Raw genomic sequence first — 17,149 nt, forward strand, 5'->3', positions numbered from 1 at the left:
GATGTCTGATTTTAAACATAAGGTATTAGTTGTTGGCTCTGGTGCTGGCGGTGCAATGGCCGCATACACGTTAACCAAGCTTGGTCACAAGGTGTTATTACTTGAAGCGGGCCGTAATTATGACCCGAAAACAGAAAGCCCGATGTTTCGTCGTAACAACGAAGCCCCACTTATGGGTGCAGGTAACAAAGACAAAAACTTTGGCTTTTACGATGCAACCGTTGATGGCGGCTGGCAAGTACCTGATGAGCCATACACCAGCGCCAAAGGTAGCGACTTTTATTGGTGGCGCGCCCGTATGTTAGGTGGTCGAACAAACCACTGGGGCCGCTATTCATTACGCTTTAGTGAGCACGATTTTAAAGGTAAAAGCCGTGATGGTCACGGTGCCGACTGGCCATTTGAATACGCTGATTTAGCACCTTGGTACGATAAAACAGAAGAGCTTGTTGGCGTATGTGGCACTAATACAGGCCATGAAGATATGCCAGATTCGTCACCGGGTATTTTACAGCCGCCACCAAAACCGCGTGTGCCTGAACTTCTAATTGCCGCTTCTGCAAAGAAAATGGGCATTCAAGCAGTGCCGATGCATCGCGCTGTATTAACTCGTCCGAAAGATGATCGCATGGCGTGTTTTTATGCAACACCTTGTGGCTCTGGTTGCTCAATTGGTGCTGCTTTCCAAACTACGACATCATTACTGCCAATGGCAAAAGCCACCGGAAACTTAAAAGTCATTACCGATGCTATGGTTAAATCAGTTAAGGTTGATGAGCAAGGTAAAGTCACTGGCGTCACTTATGTTGATAAACACACAGTAACCGAACACGCTATTGATGCCGATGTGGTTATCTTAGCCGCCAGCGCCTGTGAATCAGCACGTATTTTATTAAACTCAAAGAATAAAAAGCACCCGAAAGGCCTTGCTAATTCAAGTGGCCAAGTAGGTCGAAATTTAATGGATTCGACGGGTGCATGGTTAGGTGCGCAAATTCCGGCACTTAAAGGTCGCCCGCGTTACAACGAAGATGGACATACCGCTAACCACTTATTTATTCCTTGGTGGGGTCATCAAGCACAAGCTAACAATGAATTAGATTTCCCACGTGGTTATCACTTTGAAATTGGCAGTGGCTTTGGTCAGCCGGGCTCAGGGGTGTCGGGTGATAAACAAGGCTATGGCCCTGCCCTTAAACAACAAATTCGTGATGCATATGGCTCTTACGTTGGCTTTGCCCTGCGTGGTGAGATGTTACCGAACAAAGATACCTACATGGAGATTGACGAAAACGTTAAAGACAAATGGGGTATTCCGGTATCAAAGTTTCACTTTAAGTGGTCTGACAGAGAGTTAAAGCAAATCGAACATGGTTTAAAAACCGCGAAACAAATCCTAGAAAACATGGGTGCGACCGTTGGCGAACTCCCGCCTGCTGAAAAGGCAATTTCAAAAGGTGGCGAAATCATCCACGAAGTGGGCACCACACGAATGGGTAACTCGAAGAAAGACTCGGTCACCAATCAATGGGGTCAAACATGGGATTGTAATAACCTATTTGTAATGGATGCGGGCGTATTTGCTTCTAACCCTCATAAAAACTGTACGCTCACCATCATGACACTGGCAATGCGTAATTCAACTTGGCTTGCTCAACAAATTGATAACGGGGTACTTTAATTATGCATCATCGTAACGAACACGACTCATATAACTATGTTTCTAACATGAGCCGCCGTGAGTCTTTAAAATGGCTTGGCTTATTAGCTGCAGGCTCGGCGGTTGGTTTAACTGCAGGTTGCACAAAAGCACTTGAAGATGACGGTGCAGTCTCTGCAAAAGAGCATTGGCCTGATTTAGATATTAAGCCTGTGACCGCTAAAGGCTATGGTCAAGACCCTAATTTGGTGATGCCACCAGAATCACCTTGGCCACTAACCTTAACCGCAGACGAGCTTACGTTAGTAGCATTATTAGCTGATTACATTGTGCCACGCGAAGGCGCTATTCCTTCAGCCAGTGAGTTAGAAGTACCGGCAGTTATTAATGAGTGGGTGAGCGCGCCTTATGAAGGCCAACAACGCGATAGAATTAAAATTTTAAACTCTCTAGCGTGGCTTAACGATGAAGCGCAGCTTCGCTTTAAAAAGCAATTTGTTGCGCTTAACGAAAAGCAACATCGTGCGATTTTAGACGATATTGCATTTTTAAACGAGCAAACACTTCTGCAATTTCAGCGTATTGGTAAAGCTTTTTTACGCTTTAAAGAATTAGTGCTCGCTGCTTTTTTCTGTACGCCAGAAGGCTGTAAAGACATAGGCTACTTAGGCAATGTTCCTATTGCTGGTGATTACCCAGGGCCTTCAGATGAAGCAAAAGCCCATTTAGATCAGGTTTTAGCTGAGCTTGGTTTAAGCGAGTACGCCTATACCGATTAACTTTCCCCCTTGTGTTGTTTAATAACACAATTTAATGCAGGGGGTCACTCCCCTGCTTTTTTAGGATTTGAGTATGTTTAAAACCCGCATTTTATTGCTCATTATTAGCCTTGTATTTAGTGGTCAATTATTCGCAAAACTGCCAGTGAGTGTGCAATTGTGGTCAGTCAAAGACACCTTAAAAAATGACTTTCATGGTACGCTTAAATCACTTGCCGAAATGGGATTTGACGGCGTTGAGTTTGCCGGAGATTTTGGCCCTTATTCTGATAACCCAGCGACCTTAAAAGCAAAGCTCTCTGAATTAGGTTTAGTTGCCAGTAGTGCCCACATCGGCTTTGATGCTCTCACCGAAAGCACTATTGATAGCACCCTACTGTTTTACAAAACCCTTGGTGTTACCACACTGTATGTACCTTGGGATGAGCGAGCATGGCATCCTGAAGGGGTTAAGTCACTGGTTAAAGAGCTCACTAAAGTTAGTGATTATGCAACTCGCTTTAATATGAAGATCGGTTTTCACAATCATAATAAAGAGTTTAATGCATTTAATAACGCTACATTTTGGGATTATATTGCCAGTAATACACCCAAGACCATGCCATTGCAGTTAGATATTGGCTGGGTTAATTACGCAGCTAAAGATCCAATTTACTTCATTAAACAGTACCCTAACCGCACACTTGCTACGCACATCAAAGTACGTACGATAGAAGGTAGCAACATGAGCCCGATTATCGGCGAAAACAACATTGATTGGCCTGCCATCATCGACACTTTAGAGTCGTACGGCAACACCAAGTGGTTAGTGCTGGAGCAAGAAGAATACCCAAGTGGACTAACACCGCTACAAAGCGTTGCGAAATCAAAACAAAATCTGGATAAGATTTTATTAAATAAGTAATTGATTTTGATCTCTAGTCTGAATTAATTGTTTGTTTAAAAGTAAGTGAATTTCATACTAAAAACCTAAGAAATCAACACTGACACTGTTTGTTTTTTATACTTATAAAATCCGTTTTTTTATTCGTCTGTGTCGGTTAAATAGGCATGCAGCTATTAGTTGCATGCCATATTACTTACTATTCACTTTATTGTAAGCAATAACGAAGCTTCCTTTATTTTTCAGTATAGTAAGTTTAATTGGTACTAATAATAAGCTGATATTAAGTTATCTACAAATAACATTATTCACTTTTTTTGCATTAACCTGCTCTGACCTTTGGTCAATTTCAAGTTGTTTCAATGCGGCTATAAACCAGCCCTCACAACCACATAATATATTGATTAAAAATATATTATTCATCATTCCTAGTAAAAAACATAGATAAAAAAATAATAATAAAAGCTGAACACTTGTCCCTATTTTCATTTTTTTGGCAGATTGCTTTAAATTCTTGGAGAGGTAGCATTAAGCTATAAAAATCTCAAGGGATGAGTATGAAAGTTCTAAATCTTAAGAAAAGGTCAGAAAAAAAGGTTTATTCTTTTTTAGCCTTAATATTGTTTTTCACATTGATGTTGTTAAAGCTTTTTTCTCCACAGCATATTATTTATGAGCTAATCGCTGCGCTGTGCTTTTTTATCGCGCTGGTTTTGTTCTTTCTGGCAATTAACTGCAAACATGCTCTTACTGTTTGCCGACACGGTATTTATTATCATTCAATTTGGGGGCACCACTACATTGCAGCGCAAGAAATAAAATTGATTCAGCATTACTCAAAGTTTGGTTTAAGCTGCATATTTATAATAGGTCCTAGGTTTATTATATTTGCTCCTTTTTATTGTTTAACATCAAAACAAATGCACAGATTAAAACGATACGATTACAACCTATTACAATGGCTGCAAGTAAGTAATAAACGCGACAAATTTTATGGCTCTAAGCTCTGAGCAATTGCTTAGAGCCAAATTTTTAGTTATCCCACTCTTTAAGGGTGTCTTTAACCAGTTCGTAACGCCACGAGTTTAATAAGTCGGGCTTTGAACTGTCTTTACGCTCTTGTGCATCTAGCTTCCAATTCCAACTAATCAATTGATTGATTTGCTTTTTAGATGCAAGCACATCTTCTGGGATTCCATTTGCTTTAGCAGCTTTGGTAATTTTTTGTTTTATATCTTTAGCGGCTTTTTTGTATGCCGGAAAATCAATAAGTCGTTTAAGTTGTGCAGGTTGCTCTTCTGGCGCAACCGCTTTACCCAGTTCGATGCATTTTAAAATTTCAACACCAGAACGGTTTACTTCCATTGGCTCAACACCCGGAACGCGGCGAAGTGCATTAAGACTTACTGGTTTACGTTTAGCTATTTCAACCAAGTTATGTTCTTTTAACACAAAGTTAAGAGCAAGATTTTTGCGCTCTGCCTTTTCACGGCGCCACTTAGCAAGTTCACGTAATACCGCTAAATCATGCGGTCGTAACTGCCAAGCATTTTTAATGTCTTTGTAAAGCTGCTCTGCAGGTGTTTGATAAGCACGTTTTTGCGCGACTAACTCACTTTCACTGATCACAATGTCAAAAAAGCCTGCTTCATCAATTTGTTTTTTAATAATTTCAAAGCATGGGAGTAAATGAAAGGTATCGGCAGCGGCATAATCTAGCTGTTTTTCTGTAAGCGGGCGCTGCAACCAATTAGTGCGCGATTCACTTTTATCAATTTCGATATCTAGTAACTCTTTGACCATATGCGCAAAGCCCATGCAGTTACCATGACCTAAAATTTGCAATGCAAATTGGGTATCAAATAGCGGTTTTGGTACAAAGCCAGCGTACTTTTGAAATACTTCAATATCTTCTGACGGTGAATGCAGTACTTTTAACACCTCTGGGTTTTTAAGTACTTGCCAAAAATCATAGAGCGATAACTCTGCCAGTGGGTCGATTAACGCTAAATGCTCACCATCATATACTTGAATAAGTGCAACTTCAGGGTACAGGGTGCGGCGGCGCATAAACTCAGTATCAATTGCTAATACTGGTTTTCCTATTATTTTTTCTACAAAATCATTTAACTGATTTTGCGTTTCGATCAGTTGGTATTGCACTTACACCCCTTTGTTTTACATAAAAAAGCCGGCTAATGCCGGCTTTTATTATTTCTCTTCGTCCTTTAAGGCTCTTCTAAGAATCTTACCAACGTTGGTTTTTGGTAATTCATCTCTAAACTCAACGAGTTTAGGCACCTTATAGTTCGTTAAATTATCACGACAATGCTTTATTATATCTTTTTCAGTTAAAGATTGATCTTTTTTCACGACAAAAACTTTAACTTGCTCGCCACTTACTTCATGCGGGACACCGATAGCAGCTACTTCAAGCACACCATCGTGCATTGCGACAACTTCTTCAATCTCATTAGGGAATACATTAAAGCCAGATACGATAATCATGTCTTTCTTACGATCAACAATGTAGAAAAAGCCTTCATCATCGTAAGTTGCAATATCACCGGTTGCAAACCAACCGTCTTTTAAGCATTCAGCTGTTGCATCTGGACGGTTATAGTAACCTTGCATAACTTGTGGGCCTTTAACCCAAAGCTCGCCTGGCTCACCTTTCGCTGCTTCTTCGCCGTTTTCAAGCATTAGTTTAATGTCAGTACTTGGTGCTGGTAAACCAATTGAGCCGTTATAACCATCAAGATCATATGGGCTTACAGTTACAAGTGGCGCGCACTCAGTTAAACCATAACCTTCCATTAATTTGGTTTTAGTTACAGCTTGCCATTTTTCAGCAACTGGACGCTGTACCGCCATACCACCGCCAAGTGACATTTTTAAGCTTGAGAAATCAAGTTCAGCAAAACCCGGGGTATTTAGTAAACCATTAAATAAGGTATTTACACCCGTTACCGCAGTAAATTTGTGTTGTGCTAACTCTTTTACAAAACCCGGCATATCGCGTGGGTTTGTAATAAGTACATTTAAACCACCATATTTCATAAATGTTAGGCAGTTAGCTGTTAAAGCAAAGATATGATAAAGCGGTAGTGCCGTGATAACGACTTCTTTGCCACGCTCAAGCACGTTATCTAAACAGCCCGATACTTGCTCAAGGTTACCAACCATGTTGCCATGCGATAGCATTGCACCTTTAGATACACCCGTAGTACCACCAGTGTATTGTAAAAATGCTAGGTCGTTTAAATCAACATCAGGCTTTTTGTAGGTTGCTTCGTTACCAGCAAGTGCATCTGCAAATTTAATTGCATTTGGCAATGAGTAGCTAGGTACCATTTTTTTAATGTGCTTAACCACAAAGTTAACGATGTGCTTTTTAAGGCCACCCACCATGTCACCTACTTGGGTAACCACGATGTGCTTAACGTTGGTTTTTGGTAAAGCCTTTTCTAGAGTATCTGCAAAATTAGCAAGAATGAAAATTGCTGATGATTCAGAGTCATTTAGTTGATGCTCTAATTCACGTACCGTGTAAAGTGGGTTTACGTTTACCACTACACAGCCTGCACGAAGAACACCTAGAATAGTCACAGGCGTTTGCAGTAGGTTCGGCATCATAACCGCTACTTTATCGCCTTTTTTCAGACCAAGATCATTTTGAATGTACGACGCAACACGTTTTGTAGCACTGTCTAACTCACTATAGGTCAACACTTTACCCATGTTGGTAAAGGCTGGAAGGTCACTATAGTCAGCAAAACTTTTTTCAAACAAGTCGAGTAGCGAGTGATAATGCTCAGGGTCGATTGTTTCAGGCATACCTTCTGGGTAGCGTTTAAGCCAGATTTTTTCCACTCTTAGCTCCTGTTTATAATTATATTTTTTTAATAACCTTAATCTAACTAAGGCCGTTTCTCAATGGAGTAAATACTCTAATGGTGCAGATAATCCCACATTTGGTGCAATTATACAATTAACTTGCTTTATACTGCCCAATAAATGCATGAATGTGCTCTAAGGTTAATGCAGGACTTTGCATATGGCAATGGTGACCTCCAGGTATCTCATGAATTTTTAACTCCTTGTAATATTTACCATATGCCTCTAGGTTATCTTTCACAAAAGGATACCCCTTATCCCCTAAGATAAGCTGACATGGTGCGTTTATTTGTTTGATGGTTGCAATACATTGTGCCTCATCAAAGCGAAATCCTGAGTGATTTTTAAGCTTTGGATCGGTTGTTAAATACCACTTCCCTGCTTTTTCGTAACTATTGCGTGTCATTAATAGCTCAGCTTGTGGGTATTCAAGATCCCCACTTGCAAGCCTTGCACTAATAATGTGCGCTATTGAGTCAAATGCACGAGGCCCTTTAGTGTTTACACGCGCTCTATTTAAAATTGCTTTACGAAGTTGGCTGCTCACTTCATTGCTGTTTGTTGTAACGCAGCCTATTCCTTCAATAAAGTTTACCGATACCACCTTCTCAGGAAAACAGCTGGCAAAAACCCCGGCAACCATGGCCCCCATTGAGTGGCCAACTAAGTGCACTTTCGTTACATCAAGTGACTCAATGAACTTATATACGTCATCAATATAGTCAATAAAGTAATAGTGGGCATCACTACTTCGCCAATCAGATAAACCATGGCCAGGAAAATCGAGACAATACCAACGCTGATTAAGCTGCACATTTTGTAACATAGGTATGTAACTATGTGCGTTATCAAGCCAACCATGTAAGGCAATCACAACTTCTTCGCCATGACCAAAGGTTAGGCCATGCATTGCCTGAGTGCCAGTTTGAAAAGAAAAAGGTTGCACAATTGCTCCTATTTATTAAGCGTTTCAACTTAAAGGCGTTTATTTATCGTCTGGCTAGTATACAATAATCCTCGCAGTATAAATAAGGGCACAATAATAAGGTTACATCAATGAAATTAAAATTAAGTCTTTTAGCATTATTATGCTCAGCAGGCTCAGTAATGGCTGAATCAGCACCAAAAAATATCATTTATATGATTGGTGATGGTATGGGCCCGGCGTACACAACTGCATATCGTTACTTTAAAGATGATCCGAATACTAAAGTTGTTGACCCAACTGTTTTCGATACTATTTTACGTGGTATGGCACATACCTACCCTGATGATCATACCTATGTAACAGACAGCGCAGCAGGTGCAACAGCACTGAGTAGTGGTCATAAAAGTTATAATGGCGCAATTGCCGTTGATACTGATAAAAAACCAGTAAAAACCATGCTTGAAGTTGCAAAAGAACGCGGTATGACAACAGCACTCGTAGCTACTTCGCAAATCAATCATGCCACACCAGCAAGCTTTGCTTCGCACAACGAATCACGCCGCAACTACGACGAGATTGCTAACGACTATATCGATAACAAAATCGCAGGTAAATTACCGGTTGATTTAATGTTAGGTGGCGGCACTAAATATTATGTTCGTGAAGACCGTAATCTAGTTGAGGAGTTTAAAGCTGCAGGTTATCAATACAGCGATGACTTCGCAGCAATGAGTGACTTAAAACAAGTTCCTGCACTTGGTTTATTCGCTGAAGTAGGTTTACCGTTTGCGCTTGACGAAAATCCAACGCGCCTTACGCAAATGACAACTAAAGCACTTGATTTACTTGATGGTCAAAACGACAAAGGTTTTTTTGTGATGATCGAAGGTAGCCAAATTGATTGGTGTGGTCATGCAAACGATATTGCTTGTGTGATGGGTGAAATGGACGACTTTGCTAAGTCAATTGAACAAGCAAAAGCGTATGTAGATAAAAACCCAGATACTCTACTGGTTATCACCGCCGATCACTCAACAGGTGGTTTAACGCTTGGTGCTCATGGTCAATATAAGTGGGAAACTGAGGTGATTAAAGGTGTTAAAGCAACAGCTGGCACTATCACAAAAGATCTACTTGAAAGCGATGACTTAAAAGCAGTATGGCAAAAGTATTCTGATATCGAATTCACTGATGCAAACAGCATTAAGCTTAGCGAAGCTAAAAAAATGGGCGAGAAAGCACTGCTACTTGCTGTAAAAGATATCATCAATCATGCCAGCTTCACCGGTTGGACTACTGGCGGTCACACGGCTATTGATGTACAAGTATTTGCCTATGGTAAACGTGCTGAAGATTTCTACGGTTCGCAAAACAATACTGCGATTGCCGACAAGCTGATTGATTTTATTAAACAGTAATTTATATTGAATACTGTCCAAACATAAAAAAAGCCTAAACATTTTGTTTAGGCTTTTTTGTGAATTCAGTATTAGCAATTAGCTAAGCATATACATCAACGCCAATGAGGCTTTGCACTTCGGCGCGGCGCTCTAAGTTAGCAAATTCGGTGTAGGTTGAAATTGCCCGGCTGATTTTTGGGTTACTTGGTTTGTCATAAATTGTTTGCTGATAGTTTTGCGACTCAGCTTTAAATTCATCGGCAATAGCAACTGCTTGAGGGCTCGATTTAACATATTCGGTTGACGATTTTTGCTCAGCCGTTTGGTCTGATATCGCTTTAGGCTTATCAGTAACGGTATTTTTACGGCTAAATTGACCGGGAATGTCACCGGTATAAAAGCCTGAGCCAATTGGTAAAGTCAAACTCGTAATTCCACATCAAACATGACTAAATTATGTGCCATAACTGACGAGCACGCAAGTCCCGTTACTCTCTCAGTTAATATCTCAGTTACTCTCGGCCTGGTAGCTTTTTCCAAGTCACTGTATCACGAACATATTTAGGCTGTGCATTGGCTGCTGTCACTGTTTCACCGTTAGCAAAAGCCGTTGCAACCGAGGCCAGCATGTATTTCGCATCAGGCAGTAGAATAGTTTCATTTAAACTTACATTTGCAAGTTCTGAAACAAGCGAAGGATAGGTCTGCCAGCCAGTACCCACCGCAGTTGCTGCTGTTTCAGGTAGCGTTAGCAACTCAGGTTTAATAACTTGCTCTTCATCAACAAGTAGCATTAAGCCATTATCATCTGCTTTGTAGTGAGCGAAATAAATCTCACCCATACGCGCATCAATCGCAGAAAACACATCACTTGCTTGGTGTTGTTCAAATGCTTGTTGCGCTATCATCTGCAATGTTGATACGCCAACCAAAGGTAAACGTGCCGCATAAGCTAAACCTTGTGCAATCGCAACACTGATGCGCACGCCCGTGAAGCTACCCGGCCCTTGGCCAAAACCAATGACATCTAAATCGGTTAATTTACATTGCGCCTTTGCGAGTAACTCATCAATTAAAGGCAAAATCTTTTGGCTGTGCTGCTGTGGGCACTCTTCAAAATGATGAAATGTTTGCCCTTGATAATGTAGCACCAGCGATAACGCTTCAGTTGATGCATCTAAGGCAAGAATATTGTGTTTAATCATCTAAGTTACTCTAATTGATCTGTTCTAAAAACGCGTTTGCCATTGATAAATCGCGTGTGCGGCGCATGGGTGGCAAACTTTTTAAAAATACTTGGCCGTAATGGCGTGTTACTAAGCGGTTATCGCAAATAACCAGCACACCTTTATCTTTACTATCGCGAATAAGTCGCCCAACCCCTTGCTTTAATGCAATCACCGCTTGGGGTAATTGAATATGCGCAAATGGGTCTTTACCTTGCAGCTGGCAATCTTGCATTTTTGCTTGCAATAAAGGGTCATCTGGTGCGGCAAACGGCAATTTGTCAATGATAACACAACTTAATGTGCTGCCTCTAACATCTACGCCTTCCCAAAATGAGGCTGTGCCGAGTAAAACGGCATTACCGTGACGGGTAAACTTCTCAAGGATAATGCGTTTAGACATTTGCCCTTGCATATAAACCGGATAATCCATTTGTGTGGTTAAACCTTCAGCCACTAAGTGCATCATACGATAGCTAGTAAATAGCACAAAGCAGCGACCTTTTGCTGATTTTATCAACTCAAGGGTCAACTTAATAATAGCATGGGGCATATTATTCGCATGAGACTCAGGTAAGTAGCGCGGTAAGCAAAGTAGCGCTTGTTGTTGATAATCAAACGGACTTTCAACAATCATGCTTTGCGCTGGTTTTAAGCCAAGGCTGGCGTTAAAGTGCGCTAAGTCGTTATCGACCGATAAAGTGGCCGATGTAAACACAAAGCCAGCTCCCGTGTCTTTCATCATTTGTGCGAATTTAGCCGATACATTAAGTGGTGTAATGTTTACCGTTAGGTATCGGCGAGTGGTTTCGTACCAATAACTATAGCCCGTTTGTGCGGTATCAAATACCCGCTCTAACTGACCTTTAAAGGCCAGTGTACGCTCAAATGGATGCTCTATTTTTTCGCTACGGTCTAAGCATAACTTTAATACTTGGTATAAAAAGTCGAGGTCGCTAATTACTCGGTGCAGTGCTGCACAAATCTCTTTATCGGCCAGCTTTTCACGCCAATCACCACGGCTACCATCAACCCCAAACTGTAAGCGTAAATCTGCTACGCTGGTTTCTAACTTGTTGAGGGTTTTACCTAATTGCAGCATATCCGGGATATCTGCACGGTATATTGCTCGTAAGTCATTAATTAAATCCACCAGCTTTTTAGTGCTAACACTTTCACCAAAATAGTCACTGGCAATTTCACTAAGCTGATGAGCCTCATCAAAAATATAGGCGTCTGCGGTAGGCATTAATTCAGCAAAACCCGTGTCTTTCACGGCCATATCAGCAAAAAACAAATGATGGTTGATCACCACCACATCAGCTTCCATGGCGTTTAAGCGCGCTTTACGAATATAGCAATCTTGAAAATCGGGGCACTCTTTACCTAAACAGTTATCAGCGGTTGAGCTAACATAAGGCAGTACTTTGGCGTCTTCTTCTATGCCAATACAATCTGCTAAATCGCCGGAACGGGTTTCACTTGCAAACTTTGCCACCATCGCGAGTTGATGCATTACATCAGGATCATCTGTTGGTACATGCGCAACATGCTGACTTAAACGGTAGGTACACAAATAATTCGCACGTCCTTTTAAAAGGGCGACTTTTTTAGTGGCGCTCAGTGCTTTGACTAAGTTGGGTAAATCCCGATGAAACAACTGCTCTTGTAATGCTTTTGAACCCGTTGAGATAATGGTTTTGCCTTTTGATTTTAACGCAGGCGCTAAGTAAGCATAGGTTTTACCCGTGCCTGTGCCCGCCTCAACCACTAATTGGTGACGTTTTTTTAAGGCATCGTCAACTGCAACAGCCATGTCAATTTGTGGCTGCCGAGGAGTATATCCATCAAGAGAAAGTGCAAGGGGGCCCGTGGCACTGAAAAGTTGTTTGATAAACTTCGCCAATAGATTAAAAGTGATGGGCAGATTTTACGTAACTGACTTGCCAAGGGCAAGACTAAATGAGGAAGCAAGGCTTCCTCATGGTTAAAAGTATGATTGCATTTAAATCATTGTCCTTGAATCGTTAATGTCACGCCTGATGCAGCTCCGTAACCCTGTAAATCTATGTACCAAGTTCCACTTTGTGGGTTATCAAATTGACAACTTTCTTCGTTACCATTTTTGTAAGGCCGACAAAGATAATTTGAGCTTGTTGACGCTGAGCCATAGTTAACATACAAATCTGCATCGCCACTACCGCCAGTAATCGTCACCGTTAAATTACTAAGGCCTGCCGGTATTTGTTGAGTAAAGCGCTGCCAACTACCGGTAGCCACACTCAAGTTTGTCTCAGTTCGGTCAACGTTTTCGCCGCCACCTGAAGTGCTATAACTTCCCGTGAGTGACACATTCGAAATCTCATTCCACGCTTCAACCATGACATGATAGGTGCCAGTTTGAACTGACGACATCACACAGCTTTCATTACTTGTAGAGGTTGTGCTTTTACAGTCAAAGTCTTGTAAGGTCGGCTTACTGCCAAATTTAACGTATAAATCGGCATCACCGGAGCCCCCCTCAGTTACAAACTCAAGGTTACTGCTCATTGCAGGTACTTCAAGCGTAAAGAATAGCTGCTCTTTTGCTGCGCCAGCCAAACCCGTTATAGCTACGCCATTTTCAAGCTGATTAGTTGGCTCAGTCACCACATCACCGGCATTTTTGGCCATTTCAGCAACATAGCTCACTGCTAGTTTGGCAAATTTACTCGCGTGAGCCGCATCAAACTGGGCATCATTTGATGTGTGGATCAATGGGTTAATATCACTCATTGTTGATTCAAATGGCATTGAGGCGGCAAATCCTTGTTGATACCAAGAGGCATGATCTGAGCAGCCATAACCACATTGATCAAAGCCATAGCTCACTGTGGGTTGATAAGCATCGAGCAACTGCGATAGATACTGATTTTGCGATGAGTTTGTGTAGTCGGTCATCATCACAATATCTGTGCTGCTGCCTTTATTACCAGTCATATCAAACTGCACCATGCCTACAACATTCTTACCCTGTGTTTTATAACTTTGAGCAATATCTTTTGAGCCTCTAAGACCCACTTCTTCAGCAGCAAACCCCATAATTTGAATGGTTCGCTGAGGTTGGTAGTTATTTTCTACAATCGCTTTTAGGGTTTGTGTAAGCACCGCAATACCAGAGGCGTTATCATCTGCACCGGGAGCACGACCATTACTTGGATTTGACTGATTAATTGAGTCTAAATGACCACCAATAATGACGATTTCATCTGCTTTTTCTGCACCAGGAATGGTCACAATAACTGATGATTGAGAAAAGCTATGGTTAAAATACTCAACAGTTATATCACTGCGGCTACTGGCTATTTGTTGCCAATGGCTCTTTAACCAATCTGCTGCATCAACACCACTTTGCACTGCATAATATCGGTTATGAAAGTTCATCATGCTATTAACCGTATCACTCAGTTCACTAGTATTAATCGAAGATATTAGCGCGTTAACTGTCGCAGCATTATTAATGCTGTAGTTAACAAGGCTGGCATTCATCGCAATGTTCGATACCGCATTTAATTGCTGGGTATAAAGCTCTGCATCTGCTAAAGAATCATGTGCTACAAAACCACCACAGCGATGATAGTTATCGTGCATAAATTCACTTAATCCAGCGATATCCTGCTTGTTAACGCGCATAAAATTAACTTGATTTAAAGCTGATTTTTGCATCGCAAAATTGCTGTTTTGTTTACGTTTACTCACTGTATCTTGTTGAAAGTGCTCTGCAGCAAGGGCATCAATGGTGACCCAAATTGTTTCGTCTTTCGCTGCATAACTTAATTGGCTCAGTGACAATGTTGCAAAGCCCACTAGGCACTGTGTTAGGCGGGTTGTCATAATCAATCCTTTTATTATTTGTATTAATAAAAAAGGGAGCCGAAGCTCCCTAAAAGGGTGGCTAGTTAGCCGAAATGGTGAGTGTTACACCACTTGCAGCGCTGTAGCCGCGAAGGTCGATATACCAAGTACCCGCTTGTGGGTTTGTAAATGTGCAAGTTTCGCTATTGCCATTTTTATATGGGCGGCAATCATAGCTAGATGTTGTCGATTGCGAACCAAAGTTCACATACAAGTCAGCATCACCAGACCCACCAGAAATAGTTACATCAAGTGACGAATAACCCGCATCTAGGTCTTGCGTGAAACGAGTCCAGCTATTTGTAGCAACACTTAAGTTAGACTCAGTGCGGTTAATCGGTGTTACACCACCACCGCTGCCCGAATCAAAGCTACCAGTAAGTGATACACCTGAAATTTGATTCCACGCTTCTACCATTACGTAGTAAGTACCCGCTTGCACATTACTAATAGCGCAGCTTTCTGTGCTAGTAGATGAAGTACTTTTACAATCAAAGTTGCTCAGTGTTGGTTTTGCGCCATACATAACGTAAAGGTCTGCATCACCACTTCCACCTGTTGTATTGAATTGTAAATTCGTTGCGTCTGCTGGTACTTCAAGAGTAAAGAACATTTGCTCTTTCGCCGCACCACTGATCCCTGTGCGCGCAACGCCATTAGTTAGCTCTTCATCACCGCCCGGAGGTGGCTCAGTCGTGCCACAGCTACTACCCGCACTTAAGCTTGAAGTCACACCGACCGCTGCAAGTGCCGCTTGTACATCTGCTGGGTCATAACTTAAATCACAGGCCGCATCCATTACGCCGTTACCTGCTAAATCCCAGTTTGTGCTGGCTGTCCAGTAAAGTTGGTTAGCACGTGCCATCACAACGAACGCCTTTTGCGTATCCCAACCTGGTGTGGTTGCAAGGTTATAAAATGCCTTGTTGAATACACCTGAGCTGTAGTGTACATCCATACCTGAGTAGTAACTGTTTTGATGATCAATCGAGCTGCCATCTTGGGTTGGGTTATTCATGTAACGTAATGCACCGTTACCTTTGAAAATTTCCTGACCTACTAACCAGTCGTTTGAGCCTTTCATGTAAAACTCAGCCGCTTCACCTGCCATATCAGAGAACGCTTCGTTCAAACCACCTGATTTACCAGAATAAATAAGCCCTGAATTTTGCTCAGTAAAACCATGGCTTACTTCATGCGCTGACACATCAAGACTTACCAGTGGGTAGAAGGTATTTTGGCCATCACCAAAGGTCATGGCACTGCCATCCCAAAACGCATTTTCGTAGTTATTTCCGTAATGAACGCGCATTTTCAATTGGAAAGTTAATGGCGCAGTGCCTACCCAATCGTTATACATATTAAAAATAACGTTACCGAAATAATGCGCATCATTTAAAGGTGAGTACGCACCGTTAATTTCTTTAAAGGTATTTTCAGGGCATGTAAACGAATATGCTGTAGAACCACTCGTACTTCCATTTAAGTTAATGGTTTTTACGTTAGCGTTATTCATCGTACAAGTGTTGCCAGACTGGGTTACATCTAGGCTATCAAAGTCAGTACCGTAAATGTATTTACCGGTTTTTAAGTTACCACCTGGGCCTGTTGCACTAGCATGTTGTAAATTATCGAAGCTGAATAAGACTTCACCGCTGTTGGCATCAATAATTTGATACGGACGAGATGGGTTATCACCATAAGTCACATAAGATACTTCATACACTAGGTGTGCAACACTATCTTCATCTAGCCAAATAGCTAAACGTGATTGTTCATTATGCTTTTTTAACCCAACGGATTTAATTGCAGCAGGTGAGTTAGCAAGACCTTTCGCCATTGCTTTTTTCTTGTTAAGAGCCGGAGAGACAGAATCGATGTCGGCGGCAATATCATATACCGCAGCACCATGTGCACGTTTTAATTGGCCATTAGCATCAAATGTAAGGCTAACCGTATCGCCAATGACAGGTAGACCTTGATACATCTGTTGATAACGGCGAGTGGTGTTGCCGTTACTGGTTTTGATTTCTTTTAATACAACTAAATCATTCCCTGCACCTAAACCAACTAACTGATTAGGATTTGCACTCAATACCGATAACGCATTGGTTTGCAAAGCTTGGTTAATCCCTGTTTGTTCGTTTAGGTATTTCTTGTTCGCAGCTACTGCACTTGTTGCTTGAGTCAAAGCAAAAGCAGCAAGAGTTGCTAATGTGATTTTAGATAAATTCACGTTTACGCTCCGTTAGATTGTTATGTATTTAGTATTTTCCTAGTAACCGGACTGCACTGTTCCCGATTAGTGACCAGCCTAGATTGAATGGAGCGAAATTGAAAATGAAACAAAAAATTTACAAGTAAAGTATTAGCTCTAATTTAAAACACTATAATTAACAGTAAGATAAGTATTTTCGGGTTTATTAAATGTTAACAAACACACCTTTAGTGTAAATTTATTGATACAAAAGGATAACATTTA

Annotated in this window: 13 protein-coding genes; 5 read left to right on the forward strand and 8 right to left on the reverse strand. The window is 41.3% G+C overall.

Going from position 1 to position 17,149, the window contains the following annotated elements:
• Position 1: 1 nt before the first annotated feature.
• The 4 genes from L1267_RS17190 (at position 2) to L1267_RS17205 (ending at position 4,332) form a co-directional block, all read left to right on the forward strand.
• On the forward strand, positions 2–1,681 hold the full coding sequence (locus tag L1267_RS17190; RefSeq protein ID WP_235383575.1) for a GMC family oxidoreductase: 1,680 nt from the start codon (positions 2–4) through the stop codon (positions 1,679–1,681).
• 2 nt (positions 1,682–1,683) lie between these two features.
• A complete protein-coding gene (locus tag L1267_RS17195; RefSeq protein ID WP_235383576.1) occupies positions 1,684–2,439 on the forward strand; it encodes a gluconate 2-dehydrogenase subunit 3 family protein in 756 nt (251 codons plus the stop codon).
• A 73-nt stretch (positions 2,440–2,512) separates the two neighbouring features.
• Complete coding sequence (locus L1267_RS17200) at positions 2,513–3,343, forward strand: sugar phosphate isomerase/epimerase family protein (protein ID WP_235383577.1); 831 nt, start codon at positions 2,513–2,515, stop codon at positions 3,341–3,343.
• A 536-nt stretch (positions 3,344–3,879) separates the two neighbouring features.
• On the forward strand, positions 3,880–4,332 hold the full coding sequence (locus L1267_RS17205; protein WP_235383578.1) for a hypothetical protein: 453 nt from the start codon (positions 3,880–3,882) through the stop codon (positions 4,330–4,332).
• A gap of 22 nt (positions 4,333–4,354) precedes the next feature.
• On the opposite strand, the gene rnd is transcribed toward L1267_RS17205, so the two are convergent.
• The 3 genes from rnd to L1267_RS17220 form a co-directional block, all read right to left on the reverse strand.
• Positions 4,355–5,485, reverse strand: coding sequence for a ribonuclease D (gene rnd / locus L1267_RS17210; protein ID WP_235383579.1), 1,131 nt, complete (start codon positions 5,483–5,485; stop codon positions 4,355–4,357).
• 48 nt (positions 5,486–5,533) lie between these two features.
• The gene (fadD, locus tag L1267_RS17215; RefSeq protein WP_135926420.1) at positions 5,534–7,195 is read right to left on the reverse strand and encodes a long-chain-fatty-acid--CoA ligase FadD; all 1,662 of its coding nucleotides are present in this window, start codon (positions 7,193–7,195) and stop codon (positions 5,534–5,536) included.
• Positions 7,196–7,313: 118 nt separating this feature from the next.
• Entirely contained in the window at positions 7,314–8,165 is an 852-nt protein-coding gene (locus tag L1267_RS17220; protein ID WP_235383580.1) for an alpha/beta fold hydrolase, read from the reverse strand.
• Positions 8,166–8,275: 110 nt separating this feature from the next.
• On the opposite strand from L1267_RS17220, the gene L1267_RS17225 reads away from it, so the two are divergent.
• On the forward strand, positions 8,276–9,565 hold the full coding sequence (locus L1267_RS17225) for an alkaline phosphatase (RefSeq protein ID WP_235383581.1): 1,290 nt from the start codon (positions 8,276–8,278) through the stop codon (positions 9,563–9,565).
• 82 nt (positions 9,566–9,647) lie between these two features.
• Here the strand turns inward: L1267_RS17225 and L1267_RS17230 are convergent, their stop codons facing one another.
• The 5 genes from L1267_RS17230 to L1267_RS17250 all read right to left on the reverse strand — a co-directional run bounded on the left by L1267_RS17230 (position 9,648) and on the right by L1267_RS17250 (position 16,903).
• Positions 9,648–9,971, reverse strand: coding sequence for a hypothetical protein (locus L1267_RS17230; RefSeq protein WP_235383582.1), 324 nt, complete (start codon positions 9,969–9,971; stop codon positions 9,648–9,650).
• An 88-nt stretch (positions 9,972–10,059) separates the two neighbouring features.
• Positions 10,060–10,752, reverse strand: coding sequence for a tRNA (adenosine(37)-N6)-threonylcarbamoyltransferase complex dimerization subunit type 1 TsaB (gene tsaB / locus L1267_RS17235; protein WP_235383583.1), 693 nt, complete (start codon positions 10,750–10,752; stop codon positions 10,060–10,062).
• A gap of 10 nt (positions 10,753–10,762) precedes the next feature.
• Positions 10,763–12,679, reverse strand: a complete 1,917-nt coding sequence (locus L1267_RS17240) for an ATP-dependent DNA helicase (RefSeq protein WP_235383584.1) — start codon at positions 12,677–12,679, stop codon at positions 10,763–10,765.
• A gap of 104 nt (positions 12,680–12,783) precedes the next feature.
• A complete protein-coding gene (locus L1267_RS17245) occupies positions 12,784–14,646 on the reverse strand; it encodes a M28 family metallopeptidase (RefSeq protein ID WP_235383585.1) in 1,863 nt (620 codons plus the stop codon).
• Positions 14,647–14,707: 61 nt separating this feature from the next.
• Positions 14,708–16,903 carry a M4 family metallopeptidase gene (locus L1267_RS17250; RefSeq protein ID WP_235383586.1) on the reverse strand — a complete coding sequence of 732 codons (2,196 nt, stop codon included), beginning with the start codon at positions 16,901–16,903 and terminating at the stop codon, positions 14,708–14,710.
• Between the last annotated feature and the right edge of the window lie 246 nt (positions 16,904–17,149).

The sequence above is a fragment of the Pseudoalteromonas sp. OFAV1 genome (assembly GCF_021532595.1).
GTDB classification, from domain to species: Bacteria; Pseudomonadota; Gammaproteobacteria; order Enterobacterales; family Alteromonadaceae; genus Pseudoalteromonas; species Pseudoalteromonas lipolytica_C.

Coding starts and splice junctions, on each gene's coding strand:
- L1267_RS17190 (WP_235383575.1), top strand. CDS start 2: ATGTCTGATTTTAAACATAAGGTATTAGTTGTTGGCTCTGGTGCTGGC.
- L1267_RS17195 (WP_235383576.1), top strand. CDS start 1,684: ATGCATCATCGTAACGAACACGACTCATATAACTATGTTTCTAACATG.
- L1267_RS17200 (WP_235383577.1), top strand. CDS start 2,513: ATGTTTAAAACCCGCATTTTATTGCTCATTATTAGCCTTGTATTTAGT.
- L1267_RS17205 (WP_235383578.1), top strand. CDS start 3,880: ATGAAAGTTCTAAATCTTAAGAAAAGGTCAGAAAAAAAGGTTTATTCT.
- L1267_RS17225 (WP_235383581.1), top strand. CDS start 8,276: ATGAAATTAAAATTAAGTCTTTTAGCATTATTATGCTCAGCAGGCTCA.
- tsaB (WP_235383583.1), bottom strand. CDS start 10,752: ATGATTAAACACAATATTCTTGCCTTAGATGCATCAACTGAAGCGTTA.
- L1267_RS17245 (WP_235383585.1), bottom strand. CDS start 14,646: ATGACAACCCGCCTAACACAGTGCCTAGTGGGCTTTGCAACATTGTCA.